Raw genomic sequence first — 6,357 nt, 5'->3', positions numbered from 1 at the left:
GCAGACGGTTCAGGATTCACTCCGATGGTTCCTGGATGCCCGCTGCGAACACGCGGGCATGACGATCGAAACCCTGGATGCCGGCTACGAGCGCGCCGGCATAACGATCCGGATACAACCTAATGCTAATTTGAGACAACCCCTCGCTTCCACCGCTTCCCCCGCCCCCCCGCTCCGCGAGGGCGGGCGCGAGGGCAGTCGCGGGGTATTCATCATCCGCAAGAGTAGGATAGATAACGCCGTCCCGCATCTTTTACAACACCCTGTTTCGAATCCTATGAGATCCTTTGGGCTGCTTGCGCCTTTGGCGGCCTAACCGCTTGCCCCGGATTCGCATGACCGAAGCAAATGGATGGATGGATGGATGGATGGAGAAATCGGAGGGAAACCGCATGCGTTGCTGGATAAAGGGGAATGATCCCTGACGTTATCCGCTTCGCGGATAAAACCGGCAGCGAATCGCCGCGGATGCGGGAAAGGAACGCCCGGCAATACTAAAAAAAACGCGGGCCGGCGGGCACCCAATTCGTCCGACCGTACCACCCGGCCGGAGAAGGTTTACCGGGGCGGCGCAAAAACCCTTGGAGTGTGCCGTTCGCGCGGCTCCCGCACCGATAAAGAGGACAACCCGCCGGCGCAAAGTAGCAATCCCGGACGATGGATCTAGGAGGGGGAAGGCACTGTGTAAAAGAAATTCGCTTCGTCCGACCCGGGACGCCGCGGCCGGAAGCACAATGACCATCTTGGTCTTTATCGGCATCCGGTCGGAGGAACAATGCCTCAAGCGGCCGGATTATTGCGGGGCCGGCCGTCCAGTTGGCCGATGTCGGTCCGGCGTTCCACGCGTTTCAGGAATTCCTCGACCACATTCACATCCTTGTGCAGGTGCAGGGTGATGGCCTGCACCGGGCAGACGTCGGCGCAACGGCCGCACCCTTTACAGCGGTCGTCGATCCGGGCGTGCCCATATTCCACTTTAATCGCCTTCACGTAACAGACGTCGACGCACCGCCCGCAACCTACGCAGGACTCCTGCACTTCGACGGTCAACCCCGGAACCCGCACGACCGTATCCCAGAAGGCTTGCGGGCCCAGCCGCAGACCGTGCCGGATGGAGCAACAACAGTCGCAACAAAAACAGATTGCCAGCATCCGGCGATAGGGGATGCCGAGCACGAACGCGTCGAAGGAAGCGTGCACCACCAGCGGCACCAGGCCCAAATCCATCGCCGCCCGGGCGTGCGCCAATGCCTCCTCGACCCCGACTTTCCGTCCCATGCTGGGATGAATCCGGTTCGCCGCCTCCCCCAGGAAGAGGCAGCCGATTGTTTCGGGAAAGGCGGTGCACTTTTCCGCATGGCGGCAAATGCAGCGGTGCAGGATCACCCGGGCATCGGCCTTGGTGATCAGCGGCTCGAGGATCATCCACGGGACGACCAGGCTTTCTTCGGACCGCACCACCTGGTGGACCGGGAGGATGATCGATTCGTTTTCGTTCGAGCTGAACAGGGGCCGCACCAAGTACCCGATCACCGGCTGGTTGCCAATCCGGTTGGCCAGCTTGCTTAACGGCCAGAACTTCATCAATAAATCGAAGACGATCTTCGGTCGTCCCACAAAAAAACTCCGTTGGCGCCGTCCGGCCGCCGGAATCGCGCCCTTCCCGAACGGGATTGTACCTTATTCGTCGCCGCGGACCGGTTGACGGCGGTTCCCGCCCGCGAAGGGCGGGACTTCTCGCGGATTCGGCCCGCCTCCCTCCCGCAGATCAAGCATCCGGATACACCCGCCATCCGATCCGGTCCAAGTCGGTTGCATCGGTGATCGCGTCCGGCGCTTGGGCGACCAGCACTTCGGCTTCGACGGCGACCGAACCGTCCGGGAGCTCGATCGTGCCCTTGGTTTCCGCAAACCGGCCCCGGTCGCGCACCATCTCTCCGCGGATGACCAGCGGCACCCCGGTCGGAACCGGTTTCCGATACCGCAATTCCATCTTCATCGTGACGAAGAAGCGGAGGGGATCCGCCCCGAGGACGGTCCGCCCGGCGGCTTCGTCCAAGAGCGCGGCGGCGATCCCGCCGTGCAGATGCCCCGGATACCCCTGGTAAATGTCCGGAGCGGTCCAATCCACCCGCACTTTTCCCGGCGCTTCGCTGTAAAATTCCGCGCGCAGGCCGGCTTCGTTTTCCAGGCCGCACACGAAACACATCCGGGAATTGGGCTGTTTTTCATAACCGGCCCGCGTCCGATCCATTGCCATCCCGTTCCCTTCCTCCTTTTTCCGATTTCCCTTAAATCGTAACCATTATACCCATTCCCTCCCGGCGCCGGCGGCGCGCCGCACTCCATGCCAATATTTATTCCGCCTTAATGATCGCTCGCGCGGATCCATCCCTTATAATCGAAAATCAAATGCAGGCATCTTTCCCCGCCGCCCTACGCGCCGCCCGCCCGCCGGTGAAAATCCGGAAGGTTAAGGACGCCGAACAATGGAATTGCATGTGATCTTGAACGCCGCCTTGCTCAGCCTGGTCGCCGGTCTGGGAACCGGTCTGGGCGGATTGATCGCGATCCTCCGGCGCCCCGGAAGGCGGGCGTTCGGATTCCTGATGGGGATGACCGCCGGGGTGATGATCTCGCTGGCCTTCATGGAATTGGTCGCCGAAGCCTGGGCGCTGCAGGGATTCCTCACCGCCACGGTCGGGTTCGCCGCCGGCGCCTTTGCCATGTTCGGATTGGATATCATGCTTCCGCACATGCGCTTCGGCGAAATCGAAACCTCCGCGCCTTCCCGCGACTGCGGCGATCCGTCCGGCCCCCCGTCCGGACAGGCCGCCGCACCCGACTCCGACGACGGATCGCCAGCCTTCTCGGTCAGGGGCCGGGGAAGAGGGTGGCGGCGCGGACGGCATTTCCGTCCCCGGCTCGGAGTTCCAGCCTCGGAAGCCGATCCCGGATTGCTGAAAACCGGCGCGCTGCTGGCGATCGGGATCACCGTCCACAACATCCCGGAAGGCATCGCAGTGGGAGCGGGATACGTGCATCTGCCCGCGTTCGGGGTGTTCATCGCCCTGGCGATCCTTCTCCACAACATCCCGGAAGGCATCGCCACCGCGCTTCCGCTTTGCCAGGGGGGATTGCACCGCTGGGACGCGCTCCGCGTGTCGGTGCTCTCCGGGCTGGCCGAACCGGTCGGTGCGCTGGCGGCGGCGTTGTTCCTTAAAAGCTTCGAGGTCCTTATCCCCGGAGCTCTGGCGTTCGCCGGCGGGGTGATGATGTTCATCACGCTGGATGAGTTGATCCCGGCCGCGCGGGAGTACGGGCATCAGCATTTCGTCGCCTTGGGGATCATCATCGGTTCGATTTTCGTTTTTCTCTTGTCCGGCTTGCTGGGAGTGTAGCCCCATAAGGTCCCCCAAGGGCAAGATGGCAATCCCACCAGGGTGCTGAAAAAGACAAACTTGGCCGAATCGCCCGCATTGAGTCCGGGCCGTCCCGGATCCGCTTCGCGAAGCGGGTCGGGGCTCGACCAGCTGATTCAACACCCTGTTTGGAGTCCTGAGGATATTTTTACATATACGCGGTGTCTGCTTTCCCCGGTGCAGCAATACCGGAAACGGAAAACACTTTTACTCTTCCACTCTTCCCATCTTCCTATCCTCCCATCACCGCGTTCCGGGATCAATTCTCCCAGCCCGTCTCTCAAAATGGACAGCTTCGAACTTTAACTTTTTTTCCACTGTTGCGGAACTGGGAAGCCGGTCCCGGCGTAATTCCTGTAAGCGTCCCCAACCTGTACCCCGCCGACACGGGCACTCCGGCGCGGGCTCATGGAGCGAGGGGAGTGCGGATGAGGAAGAGCCTTGGGAGAGAAAAAGGCAACTTTACAAAAGTGAGTCATGCCGGAGAAGTAAAGCATCTGGCATTGTTTTTTTCTTCCTTCGCCGCCTCCCGCCCTCCCCGGCTAGAGGCAGGCTGAGGCGAGCGGAGGCACGACAATCACCGGCCGGTAGGTTTTACTGGATTTTTCTTCGCGCGCCTCGTGGATCCCGAACCGCCGCTTGGCGGCAGTTTTCCCATCCAGTCCAAATCCTCCGGCCGATCGAGATCCCACGCCAGAGCCCTGCGGGAAAGGACGGTTGCATTCACTCCGGCCTGCCGCGCCGCCCGCAGATGCCGCACAAACGAGAACCGGCCGAAGGAAAAGCGGATCAGCCCCGGCGGTGCGACGAGGAGCAAGTTGGTTCCCCGGCCTGCGCGGTCCGGGCTGATTGCGAAGAACGGCTGCCGCTTGCGCCTCGCCAACGCCCAGGTGACGTCCGTCGGGGCGAGCAAAGGCAGGTCGGCGGGCAGGATCAACAGCGACTCCGCCCCGCGCCGCCCGGCTTCGGCCGCCGCCCGCGCCAGCGCCCGGTTCATACCGCCCCGCACCCCTTCCGGGACGAACTCCGCACCGGCTTGCGCGGCGATCCTTCGGACCGCGCGGTCTTTGCCCGCCACCAGGATCTTTTCGATTCCCTCGACCTTGCCCAGGACCTTCAAGGTGCGGACCAACAGGCCGAGCACCAACTCCCGCCGCCGGCGGAGGGTGAGGGCCGGCGCCAGCCGCGATTTGGCGGCCGACAGCCGCTTAACGGGGACGATCGCCCAGCACTTCATGCGGAAGGCAGCGCCCATGCAAGTTCGAGCGCCTGCTCCGCCACCCGCCGCCGGTCGGCTTCGCTCCGCATCAGCGTATCAGTCGTCCGGACCTGCAGCCCCAAGGCTTCGATCTGCGGTGCGAAAGCCTGATCCCGCCGGTCGAGGAGGAATCCGCGGACCGTCCCGCCCACCTCGCGCGCCGCCTCGAGCGCGGAGGAATCGCGGCCGAGTTCGCGGAACATCTTCGCCAGCGGCCCCTTGACCGCTTCGCCGCCGACGATCGGCGTGACCGCGACCGAACGGGCGGCCGCGACCTTTTCGCGGATTCCCGGCAGAGCGAGGATCGGCCCGAGGCTGACAAAGGGATTCGAAGGGCACAGGACGACCGCGTCCGCGGAAGCCAGTGCGGCGAGGAGCTCGCGGGTGGGCAGGGCGGCGTCCAATCCGCGCAGGCGGAATCCCCGCACGGAGGGCGCGCATTGGCGGCGGACGAAATACTCCTGGAATTCCAAATCGCCCTCCTCGGTTTCGACGATCGTCTGCAGGATGTCGTCCGTGCAGGGCAGGACCGCCTGCTCTACTCCGAGGGTTTCGCACAGGCGGCGCGTCACCCGGGTCAGGGTCTCGCCGTCCCACAGGCCGCGCGTCCGCGCCAGGTGCGTGGCCAAGTCCCGGTCGCCGAGGCGGAACCAGGCCGGAGCCTGGAATTGCCGCAACGCCTCGAGGCAACGGAAGGTGTCGCCTTCGATCCCCCATCCGGTCTCGGCCGATGCGATCCCGGCCAAGGTGTACATCACCGTATCCAAATCGGGGCAGATGGTCAGACCGTAAAGCTCGAAATCGTCGGCGACATTGACCGCGACGGTGAGGTTTTTTGGCGGCAGGATTCCCGCCAACCCGCGGGCCAGCTTGGCCCCCCCCACCCCGCCGGCCAAGGCGAGGACCCGGCAATCGTCCCGGCCGCTCAGCGCCACTCGACCACCTCGCCGAGCATGCGGCCCTCGGGTTTGCCCGGCGCCTCGTCCGGATACCCCGCGAGAACCAGCGCCTGAGCCGCCCAACTTTCGGGAAGGCCAAGGCTTTCGCGGACGGCCTGCGGACAGAAGGCCGGCGCGCAGATCCAGCATGCGCCGAGCCCTTCGGCGTGGGCGGCCAACAGCAGATTTTGAATTGCGGCCGCCACGCTTTGGATCAGCAACAAACGCTCGCCTTCGGCGCGCCGGCCTTCGGCCGCCGGCAGACAGGCCTCATCCGCCAAGGCGAGAATCGCGGCCGGCGCGGCGCAGATCCGATCCACGGAGCGCCGGTTGCGGGATCGGACCGCTTCCGGAGATTGGCCTTCCGCCAGGGCATCGGCCGCATAAGCACCCGCCATCCGCTCGGCCAGCTCCCGGCGCGTTCCGGGATTGCCTAGAACGACGAACCGCCAGGGAAGGGAACCGTGCGCCGAGGGGGCGGCGTGGGCGGCTTCCAGCATGCGGCGGACGGCTTCCTGCGGGATAGGTTGGGGTTTGTATTTGCGGATCGAGCGCCGGGAGAATAAAAGATCGATCAGGGATTCATCCATGGCGGCAGATTCTCACGATGGAAATTTTTTGCATGCCACATGCTCCATAAGAAGGTCATGTTGCCCTGGATCCCCGATAAACCCACTCGGGGGTGACGGCCCCTCGTCATGCCCGCGCGCTCGCAACGGGCATCCAGGGTTCTGATCGT

General features: G+C 64.1%; 6 protein-coding genes. 1 reads left to right on the top strand and 5 read right to left on the bottom strand.

Going from position 1 to position 6,357, the window contains the following annotated elements; translation table 11 throughout:
- Positions 1 to 780: 780 nt before the first annotated feature.
- Positions 781 to 1,617 (bottom strand): 4Fe-4S binding protein, encoded by an 837-nt coding sequence (locus tag JW929_04640; protein MBN1438679.1) that lies wholly within the window; start codon positions 1,615 to 1,617, stop codon positions 781 to 783.
- A 151-nt stretch (positions 1,618 to 1,768) separates the two neighbouring features.
- The gene (locus JW929_04635; GenBank protein ID MBN1438678.1) at positions 1,769 to 2,260 is read right to left on the bottom strand and encodes a PaaI family thioesterase; all 492 of its coding nucleotides are present in this window, start codon (positions 2,258 to 2,260) and stop codon (positions 1,769 to 1,771) included.
- A 229-nt stretch (positions 2,261 to 2,489) separates the two neighbouring features.
- Between JW929_04635 and JW929_04630 the strand changes: the two genes are divergently transcribed.
- Complete coding sequence (locus JW929_04630; protein ID MBN1438677.1) at positions 2,490 to 3,401, top strand: ZIP family metal transporter; 912 nt, start codon at positions 2,490 to 2,492, stop codon at positions 3,399 to 3,401.
- Between the two features lie 598 nt (positions 3,402 to 3,999).
- On the opposite strand, the gene cofC is transcribed toward JW929_04630, so the two are convergent.
- From cofC to JW929_04615, 3 genes are read right to left on the bottom strand one after another with little or no spacing between them, the layout of a single operon-like run.
- A complete protein-coding gene (gene cofC, locus JW929_04625; GenBank protein ID MBN1438676.1) occupies positions 4,000 to 4,677 on the bottom strand; it encodes a 2-phospho-L-lactate guanylyltransferase in 678 nt (225 codons plus the stop codon).
- Entirely contained in the window at positions 4,656 to 5,615 is a 960-nt protein-coding gene (locus JW929_04620; protein ID MBN1438675.1) for a 2-phospho-L-lactate transferase, read from the bottom strand. The genes cofC and JW929_04620 overlap by 22 nt, the downstream gene beginning before the upstream one ends.
- Positions 5,606 to 6,208, bottom strand: a complete 603-nt coding sequence (locus JW929_04615; protein ID MBN1438674.1) for a nitroreductase family protein — start codon at positions 6,206 to 6,208, stop codon at positions 5,606 to 5,608. Before JW929_04615 ends, JW929_04620 begins: the two co-directional genes overlap by 10 nt.
- Between the last annotated feature and the right edge of the window lie 149 nt (positions 6,209 to 6,357).

The sequence above is a fragment of the Anaerolineales bacterium genome, assembly GCA_016928575.1.
Classification (GTDB): domain Bacteria; phylum Chloroflexota; class Anaerolineae; order Anaerolineales; family RBG-16-64-43; genus JAFGKK01.
The sequence above is the reverse complement of the archived record's forward strand: the minus strand, read 5'-3'. Positions and strand labels throughout refer to the sequence as shown.

Bases quoted from the DNA above. Each gene is read 5' to 3' on its own strand.
- JW929_04635 (MBN1438678.1), bottom strand. From the start codon at position 2,260: ATGGCAATGGATCGGACGCGGGCCGGTTATGAAAAACAGCCCAATTCC.
- JW929_04630 (MBN1438677.1), top strand. From the start codon at position 2,490: ATGGAATTGCATGTGATCTTGAACGCCGCCTTGCTCAGCCTGGTCGCC.
- cofC (MBN1438676.1), bottom strand. From the start codon at position 4,677: ATGGGCGCTGCCTTCCGCATGAAGTGCTGGGCGATCGTCCCCGTTAAG.
- JW929_04615 (MBN1438674.1), bottom strand. From the start codon at position 6,208: ATGGATGAATCCCTGATCGATCTTTTATTCTCCCGGCGCTCGATCCGC.